Annotated in this window: 13 protein-coding genes, 1 tRNA gene and 1 pseudogene; 9 read left to right on the top strand and 6 right to left on the bottom strand. The window is 72.1% G+C overall.

Annotated elements, in window-relative coordinates; all coding sequences use genetic code 11:
- Window positions 1-18 precede the first annotated feature (18 nt).
- A complete protein-coding gene (locus HSO01S_RS07505) occupies window positions 19-1995 on the bottom strand; it encodes a M13 family metallopeptidase (RefSeq protein WP_066039948.1) in 1977 nt (658 codons plus the stop codon).
- 103 nt (window positions 1996-2098) lie between these two features.
- On the opposite strand from HSO01S_RS07505, the pseudogene HSO01S_RS07500 reads away from it, so the two are divergent.
- Window positions 2099-3417: pseudogene (locus HSO01S_RS07500) on the top strand (MATE family efflux transporter).
- Between the two features lie 7 nt (window positions 3418-3424).
- Here the strand turns inward: HSO01S_RS07500 and HSO01S_RS07495 are convergent.
- Window positions 3425-4249 (bottom strand): MBL fold metallo-hydrolase, encoded by an 825-nt coding sequence (locus HSO01S_RS07495; RefSeq protein WP_066039945.1) that lies wholly within the window; start codon window positions 4247-4249, stop codon window positions 3425-3427.
- 163 nt (window positions 4250-4412) lie between these two features.
- Here HSO01S_RS07495 and HSO01S_RS07490 point away from each other — a divergent pair, with 163 nt between their 5' ends.
- Both HSO01S_RS07490 and HSO01S_RS07485 read left to right on the top strand, forming a co-directional pair.
- Window positions 4413-5105 carry a hypothetical protein gene (locus tag HSO01S_RS07490; RefSeq protein WP_066039944.1) on the top strand — a complete coding sequence of 231 codons (693 nt, stop codon included), beginning with the start codon at window positions 4413-4415 and terminating at the stop codon, window positions 5103-5105.
- On the top strand, window positions 5098-8181 hold the full coding sequence (locus tag HSO01S_RS07485; protein WP_157078955.1) for a hypothetical protein: 3084 nt from the start codon (window positions 5098-5100) through the stop codon (window positions 8179-8181). The genes HSO01S_RS07490 and HSO01S_RS07485 overlap by 8 nt, the downstream gene beginning before the upstream one ends.
- Here HSO01S_RS07485 and HSO01S_RS07480 read toward each other — a convergent pair.
- On the bottom strand, window positions 8178-9401 hold the full coding sequence (locus tag HSO01S_RS07480; protein ID WP_066039938.1) for a LacI family DNA-binding transcriptional regulator: 1224 nt from the start codon (window positions 9399-9401) through the stop codon (window positions 8178-8180). The genes HSO01S_RS07485 and HSO01S_RS07480 overlap by 4 nt on opposite strands.
- A 162-nt stretch (window positions 9402-9563) precedes the next feature.
- On the opposite strand from HSO01S_RS07480, the gene HSO01S_RS07475 reads away from it, so the two are divergent.
- From HSO01S_RS07475 to HSO01S_RS07465, 3 genes are all read left to right on the top strand, one after another.
- Entirely contained in the window at window positions 9564-10874 is a 1311-nt protein-coding gene (locus HSO01S_RS07475; protein WP_066039936.1) for an MFS transporter, read from the top strand.
- Between the two features lie 185 nt (window positions 10875-11059).
- Window positions 11060-11755, top strand: a complete 696-nt coding sequence (nucS, locus tag HSO01S_RS07470) for an endonuclease NucS (RefSeq protein WP_066039934.1) — start codon at window positions 11060-11062, stop codon at window positions 11753-11755.
- Window positions 11756-11859: 104 nt separating this feature from the next.
- Complete coding sequence (locus HSO01S_RS07465) at window positions 11860-12261, top strand: SseB family protein (protein ID WP_066039931.1); 402 nt, start codon at window positions 11860-11862, stop codon at window positions 12259-12261.
- A 68-nt stretch (window positions 12262-12329) separates the two neighbouring features.
- Here HSO01S_RS07465 and HSO01S_RS07460 read toward each other — a convergent pair whose 3' ends face one another.
- Window positions 12330-13502, bottom strand: a complete 1173-nt coding sequence (locus tag HSO01S_RS07460) for an SLC13 family permease (protein WP_066039930.1) — start codon at window positions 13500-13502, stop codon at window positions 12330-12332.
- Window positions 13503-13621: 119 nt separating this feature from the next.
- Between HSO01S_RS07460 and HSO01S_RS07455 the strand changes: the two genes are divergently transcribed.
- Window positions 13622-14302, top strand: coding sequence for an HAD hydrolase-like protein (locus HSO01S_RS07455; protein WP_066039928.1), 681 nt, complete (start codon window positions 13622-13624; stop codon window positions 14300-14302).
- A gap of 53 nt (window positions 14303-14355) precedes the next feature.
- On the opposite strand, the gene HSO01S_RS07450 is transcribed toward HSO01S_RS07455, so the two are convergent.
- Window positions 14356-15603 carry an LPXTG cell wall anchor domain-containing protein gene (locus HSO01S_RS07450; protein WP_066039926.1) on the bottom strand — a complete coding sequence of 416 codons (1248 nt, stop codon included), beginning with the start codon at window positions 15601-15603 and terminating at the stop codon, window positions 14356-14358.
- Window positions 15604-15735: 132 nt separating this feature from the next.
- On the opposite strand from HSO01S_RS07450, the gene HSO01S_RS07445 reads away from it, so the two are divergent.
- Together HSO01S_RS07445 and HSO01S_RS07440 are read left to right on the top strand one after the other, a co-directional pair.
- Window positions 15736-17100 (top strand): hypothetical protein, encoded by a 1365-nt coding sequence (locus HSO01S_RS07445; RefSeq protein ID WP_066039924.1) that lies wholly within the window; start codon window positions 15736-15738, stop codon window positions 17098-17100.
- Between the two features lie 122 nt (window positions 17101-17222).
- Entirely contained in the window at window positions 17223-17981 is a 759-nt protein-coding gene (locus HSO01S_RS07440; protein WP_066039922.1) for an alpha/beta hydrolase, read from the top strand.
- Between the two features lie 71 nt (window positions 17982-18052).
- Here HSO01S_RS07440 and HSO01S_RS07435 read toward each other — a convergent pair.
- Window positions 18053-18136, bottom strand: a tRNA-Leu gene (locus HSO01S_RS07435).
- Window positions 18137-18191: the final 55 nt, after the last annotated feature.

Genomic DNA, 18191 nt, shown 5'->3' with positions numbered 1-18191 from the left:
TGGCGTCTCCTCGGTCGGCTACCAGATCGTCACACGCTCAGCTGGGTCCAACCAGAGATCGTCGTGTGAATCGACGTCGAAGGCCTCGTAGAACTCGTCGATGTTGCGCACGATCTGATTGGCGCGGAACTCGTTCGGCGAGTGCGGGTCGATCGAGAGCAGGCGGATGACCTCGGCGTCGCGCGACTTCTGCTGCCAGGCCTGCGCCCAGGAGAGGAAGAAGCGCTGCGCACCGGTGAGCCCGTCGATCACGGGCGGCTCCTCGCCGTCGAGCGACAGCAGGTACGCCTTCCAGGCGATGCCGAGACCACCGAGGTCGCCGATGTTCTCGCCGATCGTCAGCGCGCCGTTGACGTGCTGGTCGGGCACCTGGGCCGGGGCGAGCGCATCGTACTGCGCGATCAGCGACGAGGTGCGCTTGTCGAAGGCCTCGCGGTCGGCCTCGGTCCACCAGTCGATCAGGCGGCCGTCGCCGTCGAAGCGCGAGCCCTGGTCGTCGAAGCCGTGGCCGATCTCGTGCCCGATCACGGCGCCGATCGCGCCGTAGTTGGCCGCCGCATCCCGCGACTCGTCGAAGAACGGGTACTGCAGGATGGCGGCGGGGAACACGATCTCGTTGAAACCGGGGTTGTAGTACGCGTTGATCGTCTGCGGCGTCATGAACCACTCGTCGCGGTCGAGCGGCTTGCCGATCTTGCCGAGCTCGCGCTGGAACTCGAACTCGCTGGTGGCGCGGATGTTCGCGATCAGGTCGGTCGGGTCGATCTCGAGCGTGGAGTAGTCGCGCCACTTCGCCGGGAAGCCGATCTTGGGCGTGAACTTGTCGAGCTTCTCGAGGGCCTTCTCGCGGGTGGCCGGGCTCATCCACTCGAGGGTCGAGATCGAGTCGCGGTAGGCCTCGATCAGGTTGGCCACGAGCACGTCCATCGCGGCCTTCGCGGTCGGCGGGAAGTGGCGCTCCACATAGATGCGGCCGACCGCTTCGCCCATGACGCCCTCGACGAGCGAGACCCCGCGCTTCCACCGCGCACGCATGCTGGGCGTGCCGGTGAGGGTGCGGGCGTAGAAGTCGAAGTTCTCCTCGACGAAGTCGGTGGAGAGGTAGGGGGCCCAGCCGTGCACGATCTTCCACGCCAGCCAGTCCTTCCAGCTGTCGAGGGGCTCGCCGGCGAGGGTCGCCGAGACGCCCTCGATGAAGCTCGGCTCCTGCACCACGACCTCGGAGAAGACGCCGGTGTCGGCGCCGAGCGCCTCCCGCCAGAGCTCGTAGAGCGAGACGCCGTCGGCGTCGGTCACCGTGCCGCCGGGCAGGTCGAGGAACTGCTGCCAGGTCATCGGGTTGTAGGTGGCCTGCGCGTCGCGGGTGCGCACGTTGTCCCAGTGCGAGGCGGCGATCCGGGTCTCGAGGTCGAAGACGCGCTGGGAGCGACCCGGGGCGTCGTCGAGGCCGGCGAGCTCGAACATCCGCTGGATGTGGCCGAGGTAGGCCTCGCGCACGGAGGCGAACTTCTCGTCGCGGTAGTAGCTCTCGTCGGGCAGCGAGATGCCGCCCTGGCCGATGAAGACGAGGTAGCGGTCGGGCTGCCCGGGGTCGTTGTCGACGCCGTAGCGGAGGAACCCGCCGATGCCCTGCCGCTCGAGGCGGCCCAGGGTCGTGGCGAACGAGGGGAGGTCGTCGATCGCGTCGACCAGGGCGAGCTGGGGGGCGATGGGCTGGGCGCCGAGCTGCTCGATGCGCTCCTCGTCCATGAAGCTCGTGTAGAGGTCGCCGAACTTCCTCATCTCGGTGCCCTCGGGGGCCTGCTGGGCCTCCTCGACGATCTGGCGCACGGCCTTCTCGGCCTCCTCGGCGAGCTCGTAGAACGAGCCGAAGCGGGCCTTGTCGTCGGGGATCTCGGTGCGTTCGATCCACTTGCCGTTGACGTGCCTGTACAGGTCGTCCTGCGGGCGGATGGCGGGGTCGAGTTCGGCGAGGTCGATTCCGGATGCAGTCACACGGCAACTCTACGCACCCGGGCCGACACCGGGCCGGGAGATCTTCACCCCGGCCCGTCCCCTGGCCGACGGGCCTCCGCGCCCCCGGTCCTAGGCTTGACGGGTGCTGCCCATCGACCGCGACATCCTCCGGCTCGCGGTCCCGGCGCTCGGCGCACTGGTCGCCGAGCCGCTGTTCCTCCTGACCGACACCGCCCTCGTCGGGCACCTCGGCGCCGACCCGCTCGCCGGGCTCGGCGTCGCGAGCGCCATCCTGCAGACCGCGGTCGGGCTCCTGATCTTCCTGGCCTACGCCACGACCCCGGCCGTGGCGCGGCGGCTCGGCGGGGGCGACCGGCCCGGCGCGATCAAGGCCGGCATCGACGGCATGTGGCTGGCCCTCGGCATCGGTGTCGTGCTCGCGCTTCTCGCCTGGCCCGCCGCCGGCCCGCTCGTGCAGCTGTTCGGCTCGACCGCGGCCGTCAGCGACGAGGCCACCACGTACCTCACGATCTCGCTGATCGGGCTGCCCGGGATGCTTGTGGTCATCGCCGCGACCGGCCTCCTCCGCGGGCTCCAAGACACCCGCACCCCGCTGATCGTCGCCGTGGCCGGCTTCGCCGCGAACGCCGCGCTCAACGCGGTGCTGATCTACGGCGCCGGCTGGGGCATCGCCGGGTCGGCGGCCGGCACGGTCGTCGCCCAGTGGGCGATGGCGCGGTCTACGTCGTGATCGCGGTGCGGGCCGCGCGCTCGACGGGGGTGTCGCTCCGCCCCGGGTTCGACGGCGTCAGCGGAGCCGCGGCCTCCGGCGGCTGGCTGTTCCTGCGCACCGCGAGCCTCCGCGCGGCACTGCTGGCGTCGGTGGTCGTGGCCTCGTCGCTCGGAGTGGTGCAGCTCGGCGCCTTCCAGATCGCTCTGACGATCTTCTCGACCCTCGCGTTCATCCTCGACGCCCTCGCGGTGGCCGGGCAGGCGATGATCGGGCACGGGCTCGGCTCCGCCGACGTGCCCCGGGTCGCGGCGGTGACCCGGCGGCTGATCGGCTGGGGCGTGGTCTCGGGCGTCGTGCTCGGAGGGCTGCTGGCCCTGGCCGCCCCGTTCGCCGGGCCGGTGTTCAGCCCCGATCCGGCGGTGCAGGATGCCCTCACCGTGACGCTCCTCGTGATGGCCGCGGGCATCCCGCTGGCCGGCTTCGTCTTCGTGCTCGACGGCGTGCTGATCGGCGCGGGCGACGCCCGGTACCTCGCGATCGCCGGGCTCGTGACGCTCGCGCTGTACAGCCCGTTGCTCCTCGCGGTCGGCATCCTCCGGCCCGAGGGCGCCGCCGGGCTCGTGTGGCTCTGGGCCGCGTTCGGCTTCGGTTACATGAGCGCGCGGGCGCTCACCCTGGGGCTGCGCGCTCGCGGCACGCGCTGGATCGTGACCGGCGCGCCGGCCTGAACCGGCGTCAGATCTCGTAGACCGAGCCCGGGGCGGCCGCCTCGAGCGGCCCGTCGAAGTGAGCGGATGCTCGCCTCACCGCGACCGCGGGCGTCACCTCGTTCGCGATGTGCGTGAGCACCAGCCGGGCCGCCCGGGCCTGGCTCGCGGTGCGCCCCGCATCCTCAGGGGTGTGGTGGGCGGGCGCCTCTGCGGTCTCGGAGCCGGCCGGCGCCTCCGCGTACCCGGCCTCGATCAGCAGCAGGTCGGCATCCTCCGCCAGCTCCTCGAGCGAGATGCACGGCGCCGAGTCGCCCGAGTAGGCCAGGCGGCGACCGTTCTCGGCGACCGTCAGGCCGAAGGCGGGCACGCCGTGCTGCACCGGCCCCCAGGCCAGCGCGAGCGGGCCGACCTCGGTCTCGCCCCATCCGCTCATCGGGGTGAAATCGAAGACCTCCGGCAGGAGGGCCGCGGCGTTCGGGCCGAGGAAGGCGGCGAGCCGATCGAGCAGTCCTTCCGGCCCGATCAGCCGGACGGGGCGCTTGGGCGCGAGCTCGGAGAAGCGGAGAGCGTAGTAGGCGACCAGCAGGTCGGCGGTGTGGTCGGCGTGCCGGTGCGAGATCCAGATGGCGTCGAGGTCGGCGAGCCGGGTGTGGCGCTGCAGCTCGGCGAGGGTGCCGGTGCCGGCATCCACCCAGATCGTGGCGCGGGGCTGGGCGTCGGCCCCGCCGCTCAGCGGGCCGCCGCTCTGCCGGTCGCCGCTCAGCGGGCCGCCGCTCTGCACCAGGTAGCCCGAGCAGGCGTTTCCGGGCTGCGGATACGGGGTGGCGGTTCCGAGCACGGTGAGCAGCATGCTCCCATTGTCCCTGGTCGCCTGTGCCTGGTCGTCCGCCTGTCCCTGTTCGCCCTTGACCGGTCCCCCGGTCACCCGAACGCGGGCTACCGAGGCTGTCGACCCGGCTGTTAGCCTGCTGCTTTCGGGCGCCGGTCGGACCGCGCCCAGGGGGAGAACACCGATGTCCAGAATCCGACCGCGCCGTCGCGCCGGGATCCTGGCGGCCGCCTCGGCCGCACTCACGCTCGCGGCGATCGCCTCGCCCGCGGCCTTGGCGCCAGTCGCCTTCGCCGCTGATCCCGCCGTTACGGCCGGCGACGCACACACCGCGACGCTGCGGATCGACGCCCCCGCGGGAGCGTCCGTTGCCTGGATCGAGTTCGAGCAGGCCGGTCTCCCGCCGGCGGCGCTCGAGGTCAGCGCCCGCCTGGGCGACGGTGTGTGGCGCGAGATCGACCTCACGGGGACGACGTTCGGCCTCCACGGCGAGCTCCCGGTCACCGCCGGACGCCTCGAGGTGAGCGTCGAATCGGCGCCCGGCAACCCGACGAGCACCCCGGACGCGGCCCTGACCGTGCTGGATGCGAGCGGCGACGTGCTCGCGAGCTCGAGCGAGCGGCTGAACGTGCCGGGCCTCGGGATGCCGGGAGGCTCCGACGACCCCGCAGCGGTCACGGTCGTCCCGTCCGGCGACAAGCCCACGACCACCGGCACCCGCGGAAATCTCGCGGCGACCGGAGCCCCCGAGCCGTTCACCCCCCTGGGTCTCGCCCTCGCGGCGATCCTGGCCGGAGCCGGCGCCTTCGCCCTGCGCGCCCTGTCGGGCCGTCGGCACGACCGACGACCCGCCCTCGACGCGAAGGCGGGTGCCTGAGATGCGCCGCTTCGTCGCCACCGCCGTCGCGGTCCTCGCCACCTCGGCCGTCGTGCTCTCATCGGTCACGACCGCCGCCGCCGCGCCGGCCGCCGCCCCCGAGCTGCCCTCCGTCGTCGTCGCCGGCACCATCGGACACCGCGTGTCCCAGCCCGGAACAGTGCCGGTGATCGACTCCGAGATCGGCCGCGGCAGCGCCCTCTCGACCACCCCCGGCTCGACCGTCGGTCTCGGCTCCGCCGTGACCGGCTTCGGCTCGGCCCTCGTGCGGATCTCGGCTCTCTCGGCCCCGGCCGCCACGACGGTCTACCGCTCGGGCGGGGTGCCGGCCCTCGAGGTCGCCGCGGCGACCTCGGCATCCACGACCCTCCTGCTGCCGGTGCACGACGGCGCGGTGCAGCTCTGGGCCGATCAGCCGGTCGCGGTGCGCGTCGACGTGCTGGCCGGCTTCGAGTCGAACCCGTCGCTGCCCGGGTCGATGATCGCTCTGGATGCGCCGGTGCTGCGGGCCGACACGGCCGCCGGCCTGGCCGCATCCGCTGTCGGTGCCGACGAGGTCACCGTCGGGGCCGTCGGTCTCGGCGGGGTGCCGAGCGAGAACGTGCGCGCCGTCTACGCCACCCTCGTCGTGAACACCGACCGCGCCACCACGATCGCGATCGGTGGGCAGCGCCTCCCGATCCCCACCGGCCGCACCGCCCTGACCACGATCGCGCCGCTGGACGAGAACGGCGCCGTGGGGGTCAGCTCGAGCGAGTCGCAGGCCCAGCTGCAGCTGTTCGTGTCGGGCTGGATCCCGGACGCGCCCGACCAGTCGTCGCAGCTCAACCTGCCCGGCAGCTTCGTCTCGACCGCCGACGCCACCGACGGCGCGACGACCACCGTGCGCGAGGGACAACCGCTCGAGGCGCACCTCGCGCGGACGACGGATGCCGAGTACACGATCGGGCTCGTCTCCGCGACGGCGATGGTGACCGCGAAGGGCGCACCCGAGACCACCTTCCTCGACCTCGGCCCCGACTACCGGGGTCGCGGACGTGGCGCCGTCGTCGACCGGGGGGCCGGCGCGATCCCGCAGCTGATGCTGACCGCTGCCGACAGCGATTCGGCGTTCCTCACTCTCCGCCGCGGCGAGGCCGAGGTCTCCTGGGCGCCGGTCGGCGACATCCTCGGCGCCGAGCAGAGCCGCCCGCACGACGCCGCTCCCACGATCTCGATCGACTCGCACGACGACGGCCACGATATCGACCTCGGCGACCACGGCTACTTCACCCTCTCGGGCGACCTGACGACGCCGGGCTCGGCCGTCGACCGGGTCGAGGTCAGCGGACCCGACGGCCTGATCGGCACCGCCGACGTGCGCACGGATGCCGCCGGCAGCCACTGGGAGTTCGACGCGTCCGCGCCGCGCGACGGCAGTTTCCGGTACACCGCGACGGTGTTCGACCGAGCCGATCACAGCGCCTCGGACGACGTGACCATCGACGTCGAGGCCGTCGATCCCGACGACACCGTCACCTCGCCCGAGACCCACGTCTTCAACCGCGACCCCGCGCAGCAGACGCTGCACAAGGTCAGCGACACCGAGCTGACCCTCGACGTCGAGCCCACCTTCGCCCCGGGTGACGTGGTCGTGGGTGCTGAGAGCACGGCGACCCCGGATGGCGTCTTCGTGAAGGTGGTCGCGATCGATCGCGCGGGCGCGGGTTGGCGCATCCAGGTCGAACCCGCGACCGTTCAGGACGCGTTCTTCCAGGTCGACATCGACGAGGTCCAAGCACTCGACGATCCCGCCGAGCTGGCCGCCGAGGACGACCCGGCCGCGCTGCCCGAGCCCACGGATGCGAGCGGGCAGCCCGACCCGTACACCCCGGTCGAGTACGGCGACGGTGAGGGCGAACGCACGTGGATCGTGCCGTCCGACCAGGTGGACCTGAGCGACCTGCCGGCCGAGGACGGCCCGACGGCGACGCCGGCGACGCTCACGACCGCCGCCCCGCCCACCCTCAGCGCCTCGCTCGGCATCCAGGCGAACCTCCTCGTGGAGTGGAAGTCGAAGCTGGGGCTGCCGACGGTGCAGGAGGTCTCGAAGAAGGCCAAGACGCCCGAAGAGGCCGAGGCGGTGCTGAACAGCCAGTACAAGGACGACATCGACACCGACACGGCCGCCATCGCACTCGCTCTCAAGGCCCAGGCCTCCGTCGACCTCACCTTCGCGATGCACGTGCACTTCACCTGGGAATGGGGGTTCCATCCGCCCGCGGTCCACCTGGACGAGCTCACCGTGAAACTCGTGGCCACCCTCAAGGGCTCCGCGCAGGTGAAGTTCTCGGTCGGCACCAAGCGCGAGTTCGGCACCTGGAACGCGCTCGGCGGGTACAAGCTGCCCACGGTCTCGTTCTTCGCCGGCCCGGTGCCGGTGGTGATCACGAACGACGTCGGGGTGTCATTGCGGTCGTCGTTCGGGCTCGAGGCGAAGCTCACGCTGCCCGAGCTCTCGTTCAAGCGGGTCTACACCTACGGCTTCACCTACACCGAGGCGGACGGGTACAAGACGCTCACGAAGGAGCCGGAGAACACGGCGAAGCTGAGCCTCCTGGACGGTTTCGGAGGCACCGACTTCTCGGCGACCGGGAGTATGTCCTACGGGCCGGTGCTGGCGGTGACCTCGAAGCTCTACGACGTCGCGGGCCCCGAGATCAGTCTCAGCGGCTTGCTCAAGGTCGACCTGACCGTCGGCGTCGAGGTCGCGACGGCCATTCCCACGGTTCCGGAGCACACGCGCGCGTACGTCCAGTTCAAGCTCGCGGTCGTCGCCGAGCTCGCGGGCAAGATGAAGCTCTCGATCTGGGGCAAGGAACTCGGAAAGGTCACCCTCTTCACCTTGAAGGGCGAGTTCCCGATCTACGCGGGGAAATGGACGACGGATGATTCGAAGCCGCCGCCCAAACCGGCTCCGCTTACGGGCGCGGGTGCGGGCGGAGCGGGCGCGGGCTCGGGCGGCGGGCAGCCGGGCAGCCCGTTCTCCTCGCTCGTGGGCGGGTCTCGCGGTCAGCCGGCGGTGCGGGCCGTCTAGACCGGGACCGGCCCGGTGGTGTCGCCGAGGTGCAGCTCGCAGGTGAACTGCACCGACTCGGCCTCCTCGCCGGCCAGCATCCGGGTCACGGCGAGCCCGGCAGCCCGGCCCTTCGCGGTCGCCGGCTGGCGCATGGTGGTGAGATCGTGGCCGGCCAGGCCGTCGATCCGCACGCCGTCGAAGCCGGTGACGCTGAGATCGCCGGGCACCGCGAGGCCGAGCTCCTCGGCGACCTGGAGCACACCGACGGCGAGCAGATCGCTCTGGGCGAGGATCGCGGTCGGGCGGTCGGCGGCCGGCCGTGCGGTGCGACCACCGGCGGCGTCGGGGCCGTTGGCGGCGTCGGCCTCTGGGTCGGCCTCGGCGAGCAGGGCCCTGGCCGCGGCCACGCCGTCCTCGACGAGGTTGAACGACGACGACCACGCGACCGCCTCGGGGAAGACCCGACGGAGACCGGCGAGGCGATCCGCGGTGACCGTCGTGGTGGTCGCCGCGTCGCGGGCGGCGTCGACGAAACCCGCCCGGCGCTCGACGTCGGTCGCGAGGGTCACGGTCGCGACGCGGCGGTGTCCGAGGTCGTGCAGGTGCCGGGCCAGCGTCTCGGAGGCATCGGCGTTGTCGAGCGCGATGTCGACCACTCCCGCCTCGGGGCCGCCCTCGATCGAGACGATCGGCACACCGCGCCGGCGCAGCGACTCGACCACGCGGCCGAAAGCGGGGGCGCAGCCCATCAGCACGGCGGCGTCGATGGCGGCGGACTCGATGGGTGACGGGGATGCGGTGGCCGTCTCGGCGTCGCGCGCGGCCTCGCTTGCGGTGCGCGCATGGGCCTCGCTGTCCTGCTCGGCCGCGAGCGAGCCCCCCGCTTCGACCACCGGAGCCTCCGTCAGCAGCAGCAGCCCGTTGCTCCCCGTGCCCAGTCCTGACGCGATGCCGTCGAGGGTCGCCACGTTCACCGGATCCCGGAAGGCGGCGAGCAGCGTCTCGTCGAACACGATCCCGACCACGCCCGACCGCCCCTGGCGGAGTGACCGTGCCCGCGGGTCCGGCCCCGAGTAGCCCAGCTCGGCCGCCGCCGCCATCACGCGATCACGGGTCGCGGCCGAGACCGGCCCGGCTCCGCTGAAGGCGAGGGAGGCCGTCGAGCGCGAGACTCCGGCACGCTGGGCCACGTCGAGCAGCGTCGCTCGTGCGAGGGGAGGTTGCTGCAGACCCGGCATGCTTGCTAGCGTAGTCGAATCGGTTCGATCGAATCGATTCGACCATCACCCGAAGTACCCGCACCGGCGCCATCCGCACCGCCGTCGCCCGCACCACCCCAGCATCCGCATCACCGCAGCCCCGTGCATTCAACAGGGCACACCATCTCATCGAGGGAGATCATGACCGAGACGTTGACGCGCCGGCAGCTCATCGCCTGGCGCAACGCCATCTTCACGATCTTCGCCTTGAGCGGCCTCTCGATCGCCTCCTGGGTGGCCCGGCTCCCCGCCGTGCGCGACGGGCTGCAGCTCGACACCGCCCAGGTGGGCCTGCTCATCTTCGTGATGTCGGCCGGTTCGGTGATCGGCCTGGTCGCCTCCGCACCCGTCATGCTGCGAACGGGTGCCCGCACCGGGATGCTGCTCTGCCTTTTGCTGCTGACGGTCTCGCTCGCGGTGATCGGGCTCGGAGCATCCCTCGCCGTCTCGGTCACGATGGTCGCGATCGGCCTGGCCCTGTTCGGGTTCGCCAACGGCGCGCTCGACGTGATGATGAACGTCGAGGGCGCCGCCGCCGAGCGCGCGATCGGCAAGACGCTGATGCCCCTCATGCACGCCTTCTTCAGCTTCGGCACGGTCGCCGGGGCCGGCCTCGGCGCGCTCGCCTCGGCCTTGTCGATCCCGGTCGCGGCGCACCTGATCGTGATGGGGCTGATCATCGGTGCCGCCGGGCTGGTGGCCGTGCGGTACGTGCCCCGAGGTGCCGAGGCGGGGGTTCCGGATGCGGCCGAGTCCGCGACCGCGAGCGCCCCACAGACCGGCACGAGCACCGCTGCCGCCCCGGTCGCGAAGCCCACCTTCGGCGAGCGCCTGCGCGCGAGCCTCGCGGTCTGGAAAGACCTGCGCCTGCTCGCCATCGGCGTGATCATGCTCGGCATGGCCTTCGCCGAGGGCTCGGCGAACGACTGGCTCGCCCTCGCGGTGGTCGACGGACACGACCAGTCCAACACCGTCGGCGCGCTGGTATTCGGCGTATTCACGGTCTCGATGACGCTCGGGCGCGTGCTCGGCGGCCCGATCCTCGACCGCTTCGGCCGCGTGCCGGTGCTGCGGGTCAGCGCCCTGCTCGGCGTGCTCGGCCTGCTGCTGTTCATCTTCGCGCCGAACATCTGGCTGGCCTCGGTCGGCACCGTGTTCTGGGCGCTCGGCTGCTCGCTCGGCTTCCCGGTCGGAATGTCGGCGGCGGCCGACACCGACGACCCCAAGCTCTCGGCGGCGCGGGTGAGCGCGGTGGCGATCATCGGCTACGTGGCGTTCCTCGTGGGCCCGCCGGTGCTCGGCCTCCTCGGCCACGAGTTCGGCATCCTGCACGCCCTGCTCCTGGTGCTCGTGCTCGTGGCCCTCGCGGGCATCGCCTCCCCGGCCGCGCGCGAGCGCATCCGCCGTACCGTCGCCGGCTCCCCCGCCCCCGAGCCCTCCGCCCCCCGCTGAGCCGGGACGTAACCGCCGGGCGCAGGTCACCCCACCGCGCCCGGCACGCTTCATCCCACCCGGCCCGCTCCATCCCACCCGCTCCCGCGCATCCACGCCGACCCCACCCGCCATCTACAGGTCGCTCCACCCCGCTCCCGCGCACCCACGCCGACCCCACCCCCACCGGGCGTTACGCTCTACTGGTGCGTCTCGTCATTGCCACCTGTTCCGTCGACTACGCCGGGCGACTGAGCGCGCACCTGCCGCTCGCGAAGCGCCTGCTCATGCTGAAGAGCGACGGCAGCATCCTGGTGCACTCCGACGGCGGCAGCTACAAGCCCCTCAACTGGATGAGCCCGCCCTGCAGCATCACGGTGCAGGAGCCCGACGCCGACCAGGCCGAGGCCGGAATCACCCAGCTCTGGAAGGTCACGCAGAAGAAGACCGACGACGTGCTCGTGGTCTCGCTCTACGACGTGCTGCACGATTCCGAGCACGAGCTCGGCATCGACCCGGGCCTGGTGAAGGACGGCGTCGAGGCGCACCTGCAGAAGCTGCTCGCCGAGCAGATCACGCTTCTCGGCGACGGCCACACGCTGGTGCGGCGCGAGTACATGACGGCGATCGGTCCGGTCGACATCCTCGCTCGGGATGCCGCCGGGGCCGCGGTCGCCGTCGAGATCAAGCGGCGGGGCGACATCGACGGGGTCGAGCAGCTCACGCGCTACCTCGAGCTGATGAACCGCGACCCGCACCTGTCTCCCGTGCAGGGCGTCTTCGCGGCGCAGGAGATCAAGCCGCAGGCGCGCACTCTCGCGCAGGATCGCGGCATCCGTTGCGTCGTGCTCGACTACGACGCCATGCGCGGACTCGACGACGCGGACTCGCGCCTGTTCTGAGCCCGGGCGTCCCTGCGTCGCCGTCCCGGCATCCTCGTCCGGCGTGCTCTGACCTGCTCCTGCTCGGCTCGCGCCGCCTGGGCGCTCGCCCGTAGGGTTGTCGGATGGCCCGCCGACCACCCGCCTTCCCCAAGACCTACGCGAACCGCCCGCTGCGCAAGGCGCTCGAGTCCTTCGGTGCGCTGCCCACGCGCGCGACGCTGGATGCGCTCCTCGCCGCGATGCGCACCGGCGGGCTCGTCGTCGACATCACCGGCACGACCGACCCGGCCGACCCCCAGCTGCGCACGGTGCTCTCGACCGAGGGCGAGCTGATCCTGCCGCTGTTCACCTCGCTGACCGAGCTGCGGCTGGCCGTGCCGGTCGCCGAGCGGCCAGGGGTCAAAGCCCTGATCATCCCGGCTGCCGACGCGCTGGCCTTCATCGAGACCGCCGATTTCGTGGCCGTGCAATTCGACCCGGGCAGCCTCGGCCAGATCGTCAAGCGCGAGTTCGTCGTCGCCTGAGTCGAGCTCGAGCCGCCTGCTCGCCTCCTGTTGCCTGCCGCTGCCTGCCGCCGCTGCCTGCTGCTGGGCTAGCCGACGAGGGCGAGCGCCAGCGCCGACAGCGGCACGATGATCACCACGGCCACGAGCCCCAGGCCCATGAACTTCGGCCACGACACCGTCACGCCGAGCGCCTTCAGCCTCTGGTGCCAGAGCAGGGTCGCGAGCGACGCCCACGGCGTGACGAGCGGCCCGAGGTTGACGCCGATCAGCAGGGCGGTCAGCCGCAGCGGATCCCCCGCGAGCGGCTCGAGCACGAGGTAGGCGGGCAGGTTGTTGATCGCGTTCGCCCCGACGGCGCCGACCGCGGCCAGATGCACCAGGCTGAGCGGATCGCTGCCCGAACCGCTGATCGTCGACAGCAGGTCGCCGAGGCCGTGCACCTGGGCCGCCTCGACGAGCACGAACAGGCCGATGGCGATGCCGAGGGCCTGCCACGGGATCAGCGAGATGCCGATCGCGCCGCGGTTGCGCACGAGGAACGCCCCGAGCAGCAGCACCGCGGCCACCCCGGCCACGATCGCGACCTCGATCCCCGAGACGAGCATCGGCAGCAGGGCCACCACGACGACCGCGCAGTAGATCAGCAGCGGCTTGTCGGTGATCGGGGTTCGCTCGGGAAGCGTGAACTTCCCGCGGAGCGACCGGCGGTAGACGATCGAGAGGATGGCCACGCTGATGACCACTCCGACGAGCCCGGGCACCGCGGTCGTCGCGAGGAACTGCGCCGGCGACTCGCCCAACGCGTCGGCGGCGAGCAGGTTGGTGAGGTTCGACACCGGGAGGAAGAGGGAGGCGGTGTTCGCGAGCCACACCGTGACGAGCGCGAACGGCAGCGGGGAGACGCCGATGTGCAGCGCGAGCCCGACCACGACCGGGGTGACCAGCACGGCCGTCGTGTCGAGGGAGAGGAACGCCGTGCTGATGACGGCCAGCAGGATCACGAGCACCCAGAGCAGGGCGACGCGCCCGCGGCCCCAGCCCGCCATCAACTCGGCGAGCGCGGTGAACACCCCGGCGGCGCTCGCGAGTTCGGCGACGATCGTGATGCCCACCACGAAGGCGAGCACCGGGCTCACCCGGGCGGCGAGCGCGCCGAATTCGGGGAGCGGCAGCAGTCCCGTGGCGACCACGACGGCGGCGGCCACGAGCAGGAGCGTGGTGAAGATGGCGCCGACCCGGCGCGCGGCGAAGGCGAGCATGCTGCGGTGAGTCTATTCCCGCGCTCTGGCTGCTATGCCCCATCAGCTGTCGACATCGGTGCCGTGGCGCGCCTCGTGAATGGGAGCCGGATGTCCGCTGTCTGCGTGCCGACCCTAGGATGTCTGAAGTGATTCCCAATACTCCCTCGAAGCCGTGGTCGTGCATCCTCTTCGATCTCGACGGAACCATCACCGACTCCGCGCCCGGCATCATCGGCCGCCTCTCCCGCACGCTGACCGCGATGGGCCGACCGATCCCGCTGCCGGCCGAACTGGTGGCGTTCGTGGGCCCGCCGATCCTCGACGGCTTCCGCGATGTCGCGTCGATGAACGAGGAGGAGGCCAAGGAAGCCCTTGTCGTCTACCGCGGGCTCGCCGCGAGCGAGGGACCGCAGGATGACGCGGCGGTCTACCCCGGGATGCTCGGCCTGGTGCGTGCACTGCACGCCGCCGGCATCCCGTTGGCGCTCACCACGTCGAAGTCGGAGGTCCAGGCCGCCCGCGTGCTCGAGCACCTCGGCATCGCCTCCTGCTTCACTGTGGTCACCGGATCGTCCGAGGACGAGACCCGCAGCTCGAAGGCCGACGTGATCGAGGAGGCGCTCCGCCGCCTGCGCGAGCAGGAGGTCGACCTGTCGAACCTGGTGCTCGTGGGCGACCGCGAGCACGACGTCGTCGGCGCAGCCGAGCACGGCATCCCGACGATCATGGTCGAGTGGGGCTACGGCTCCCCCGCTGAGGCCGTCGGAGCGATCGCGGTCGTCCACTCCGTCGACCAGCTCCGCTCCGCCCTCCTCTAGCGGGCGTCTCACCTAGTCCACCCGCTCATCCGCCGGGCGGGAGACAGCGCGGCTCAGCGGGTCGAATTACGGCGGGAGCGTCGCGCGAGCGCCAGGGCGATTCCGCCGGCCAGGAGGGTGAGGCCCGCGAAGCCCGCCGCGAAAGCGGGGTCGGCGCCGGTGTTCGCGAGGCTGCCATTGCCCGCACCGGCTCCGCGGTAGGCGGCGCCACCCGTTCCGGCGGCGGCTGAGCCCGCGCCGGTCGTGCTGGAGTTCGCTCCTCCCGCACCCGAACCGGTCCCGCCGGTGCCCGTGCCACCCGAGCCTGTACCCGTACCGCCAGTTCCCGTGCCACCCGTACCCGTGCCACCCGTTCCCCCACCGGGCGTGCCCGGAGGGGGAGTCGTCGGGGAAGGCGTGGGGGTGGGAGTCGGGGTCGGCGTCGGCGTCGGATCCACGGCCGCCGTCGCGCGCGCCGTCAGCGGCACCACGACCGTGACGCTCAGCGCCTCGGGGTCGCCGTTCATGATGCGGCCGACGATCGTGATGGTTCCTGGGAAGGTGCCCGCGCCCGTCGGCGCGAACTTCAGATCGACGGTCGCGGTGTTCGGCGTCGCCGAGGGGTCGATGGTCTGGCCGGCGCCGAATGACGAGGCGGAGATCGACACCATCGACAGCACCGCACCGCCCTGGTCACGCACGATCACGTCCGCATTCGCGAAGCGCAGCGGGTCGATGCCCCGCACCGTCAGCGTGAGCCGCTTCGTCGCCGACTCGCCGCTCTTCACCGTGCCGAAGTCGAGCGTCGTGCCGCCACCCGGCACCGCGACCTCGAAGAAGGCCCGGTCGGTCGTGAGCGACTCCGCCTTGACCGGGACGACCAGCGTCGCCGTGCCGGTGCGCTCGACGTCGACCGCGGTGAGCGTGATGTTCTGCAGCGAGGGCGTGCGCGCAGCAGGTGCCGTGTACCGCACGACGAAGTTCCGTCGCTGGTTCGGCATGATCGTCTCTCCGGCGACCAGAGTCGTCGACACCAGCTCGAACGGGGCGACGAGAGCTCTCAGCGGCGCCGGATCGATGGACACCGCATCCACGCCGTCGTTGAGCACCTCGATCGTGCGCATCACGACCCGACCCTGCTTGACGTACCCGAAATCGGCGCCGAACCCCGGGATCGAGATGGATACCTGGTCACCCGGCGCCGCATCCGCCCGCGTCGCTGGCGCCCCGACGGACAGCAGCGCCCCCGCAAACAGACCGGCGACCGCGAGCACCACCGCCAGGGCGAGGCCGAAGGGACGAGTGAGGCTGACGGAGGACATAGGGACCCGCTTTCGTGAGGAACGTCTCCCCACGTTCCCTTACCCAAGCCCTCACCCGTTATGAGCAATCTCTACTCACCGACACTCGCCGACGACACCCAGCCCCCGAGATCCCTCCTTACTATTGACCCCATGGGCGACTTCTCCCTCATCCCCACCTTCGTGGTGTTCGGGGCGGCCCTCCTGGCGCTGATCCTCGGCCTCCGCTGGCTCCGCACGCGCGCCCGCCGGGGCATCGCCGCACGAACCGGCCGCCTCCTGCCCGAACCCGGCGACACGACCGCCGGCCGCCCCGGCACCGTCCAACTCGGCTCCGCCCCGCCCGAGATCCCCGGCGGCGCCCCCGTCCGCCTCCCCCTCGACGACCTCCTCAAGCAGGCCGACATCCAGCTCGTCCGCATGGACGACGCCATCCGCGACGCCGCCGACGAGCTCGAGTTCGCGCGCGCCGAGTTCGGCGACGCCAGCATCCACGAGTTCACCGACGCCCTCGCCACCGCCCGCGGTCGCGCCTCCGAGGCCTTCGCCCTCAAGCAGCAGCTCGACGACGCCTACCCCGACACCGAGCAGCAGAAGCGCGACTGGGCCAAGCGCATCCTGGGCCTGAGCGACGCGGCGCTGGCCCTGGTCACGGCCCAGTCCCGCGCCTTCGAGCGCCTGCGCCGCCTCGAGACCTCCGCTCCGGATGCCCTCCGCCGCGTCCGCGACACCGTCGAGGGTGGCCGCCGCCGGATGCCCTTGGCCACCGCCACGCTCACCGAACTCTCAGACGCCTACGACGCGGATGCCCTCGCCAGCGTCTCCGGCAACGACACCGCGGCGGCCCGCGCCTTCGACGAGGCCGAGATCCTCGCGGCCGAGGCCGAAGCCTCCCTTGCGACCAGCTCGATCGCCCCGGTCACCCGTGCGGTGCAGTCGGCCGAGGCCGCCGCGCGCACGGGCCTGGCCCTGCTCGACGCCATCGAGCGGCACCGCACGGCCCTCCTCGAAGCGCGGCAGGCGCGGCGGGCGGCGCTCGACGCCGCAGCGACCCAGCTCACCGAGGCGGCGCGGCTGCGCGACTCGATCGAGGATGCGGATGCGGTCGCCCGCATCGCCGACGCCGCCGCCGCGCTGCAGCAGGCGGTCGCGACCTCCCGCGAGCGCCGCCACGCGCATCCGATGGCCGATGTGGATGCGCTGAGCGCCGCCGCGGCCCAGCTCGACCGCACGCTGGCCGTCGCCCGCACCGCCCAGCAGCGCCTCGATTCGGCCCGCGAGGCCCTGGTCGGCGCAGTGGCCATCGCCACCAGCCACATCGGCACCGCCCGCGACGTGATCTCGGGCCGCCGCACGCGGGTCGGCACGGACGCCCGCACCCGGCTCGCCGCCGCCGAGCGCGAGCTCGACCTCGCCAGGGCCGAGTCCGATCCGGTCGCCGCGCTCGACGGGGCACGCCGTGCGGCCACCCTGGCCACCGACGCCGACGCCCTCGCGCGCTACGACGCCCTGCACTAGCCCGCCCGACAGCCGACCGACAGCAGCCGCCCGGCACCGCCTGGGCCCGCGCCGCTCCGCCCGCGCCGCGGCTCGAGAGCCAGACCACCCCGACCCCCGCACCCCGGCGCTACAGTGCGACCATGCCAAGAACCAAGCGACACCCCGCCCTCCGCGTGACGGCCGTAGCCGTCGTCGCAGCGCTCGTCGCCTCGGTCAGCGGCTTCCTCATCTACGCCGAGACCACCTACGCCGCCACGCCCGCTCCCGTGCAGGCGATCGCCGACGACCCGGCGATCGACGTCGAGTGGACCTACGACCACGTCGTCATGACCCCCTCCGATCCGGCCGCGCAGAACGGCGCGGGCCTGGTCTTCCTCGCCGGCGCGAAGGTCGATCCACTCGCCTACGCCTCGAAGCTCAGCGGCCTGGTCGACGACGGCACCACGGTCGTGATCGTGCGCCCGGTGCTGAACTTCGCGATCTTCGAGTTCCGGCCGTTCTCCGACTTCACCGCCCTGGCCCCCGCGAGCGCCGGGGTCACCGACTGGTTCGTCGGCGGCCACAGCCTGGGCGGCGTCAAGGCCTGCCAGTACGCGGCCGACGCCGATGCCGGCGCGCGCGGCCTTGTGCTCCTCGGCTCCTACTGCGCCGGCGACGAATCGGGCCTCGCGAAGCCCGTGCTCTCGGTCTCGGCGAGCAACGACGGCCTCAGCACCCCCGAGAAGATCGACGCGTCGAAGCCCGACCTCCCCGCCGACACCGTCTACGTCGTGCTCGACGGCGCCACGCACGCCCAGTTCGGCGACTACGGCCTGCAGCCCGGTGACGGCACCTCGACGGTCGACGACACCACCGTGCGCCGCGAACTCGCCGCGGCCCTGACGGCCTTCATCCCCTGAAGACGACGGGAAGACCACCCCGGAAACGACGAAGTGCCGGCCCTTCCGAAGAAGACCGGCACCCCTGTCCGTGCGCGAGGGGGGACTTGAACCCCCACGCCCTTGCGGGCACTGGCACCTGAAGCCAGCGCGTCTGCCAATTCCGCCACTCGCGCGAACTAGGAGAGATTAGCACGACCGACGCGACGCGAGCGAACCGGGCCCTGAGAG

Source organism: Herbiconiux solani NBRC 106740 (assembly GCF_001571005.1).
GTDB lineage: Bacteria > Actinomycetota > Actinomycetes > Actinomycetales > Microbacteriaceae > Herbiconiux > Herbiconiux solani.
This window is presented reverse-complemented; position numbering and strand designations above follow the sequence as displayed.